This window comes from uncultured Jannaschia sp. (assembly GCF_947494055.1).
GTDB lineage: Bacteria > Pseudomonadota > Alphaproteobacteria > Rhodobacterales > Rhodobacteraceae > Jannaschia.
In genome coordinates this window covers 1-416 of the sequence record NZ_CANLTR010000197.1, presented here as the reverse complement: position 1 = coordinate 416, position 416 = coordinate 1, and the positions used below count along the sequence as shown (strand labels likewise).

The window sequence follows — 416 nt, the reverse complement described above, 5'->3', positions numbered from 1 at the left end:
GAGATCGCGCGGCTCGACGACACCTTGATCATGGATGTTGCCGGCGTCGCACAGGCGACCGACGAGATGCGCCAGGCGCTCGACGCGCTCGACCAACTCCTCGACGCGCAGGCCTTCGAGCGCGCCGCGCAGCTGGGTTACCGCGACATCGCTTCAGCCTTCGTGTTCTTGCAGCGGACGCTCGGCGCGCTGCAGGGATCCGAACATGACCGGTCGGCCCTCGTTTCGGAAGTGGCGGCATAACTGGGTTGCTCTTGGGAGGAGGCCGAGCCGCACGTCACCGCGCGAATGGCGAGCCTGCGCCCGCGGGACGGCGAGGACGGTGACGGCATCGAATGCGTCGACCGACCTGCAATCGTCACGCCCGCGGGTCGGGTGACGGTTCCTCGGGCCGCACTGGATGCCTTGGCCCTCGG

1 protein-coding gene is annotated in these 416 nt (G+C 68.8%); it reads left to right on the top strand.

Annotation, left to right across the window (positions count from 1 at the left end):
• A partial coding sequence (locus tag Q1A87_RS23825) for a hypothetical protein (protein WP_299657378.1) occupies positions 1–243 on the top strand: 243 nt, incomplete at its 5' end.
• Positions 244–416: the final 173 nt, after the last annotated feature.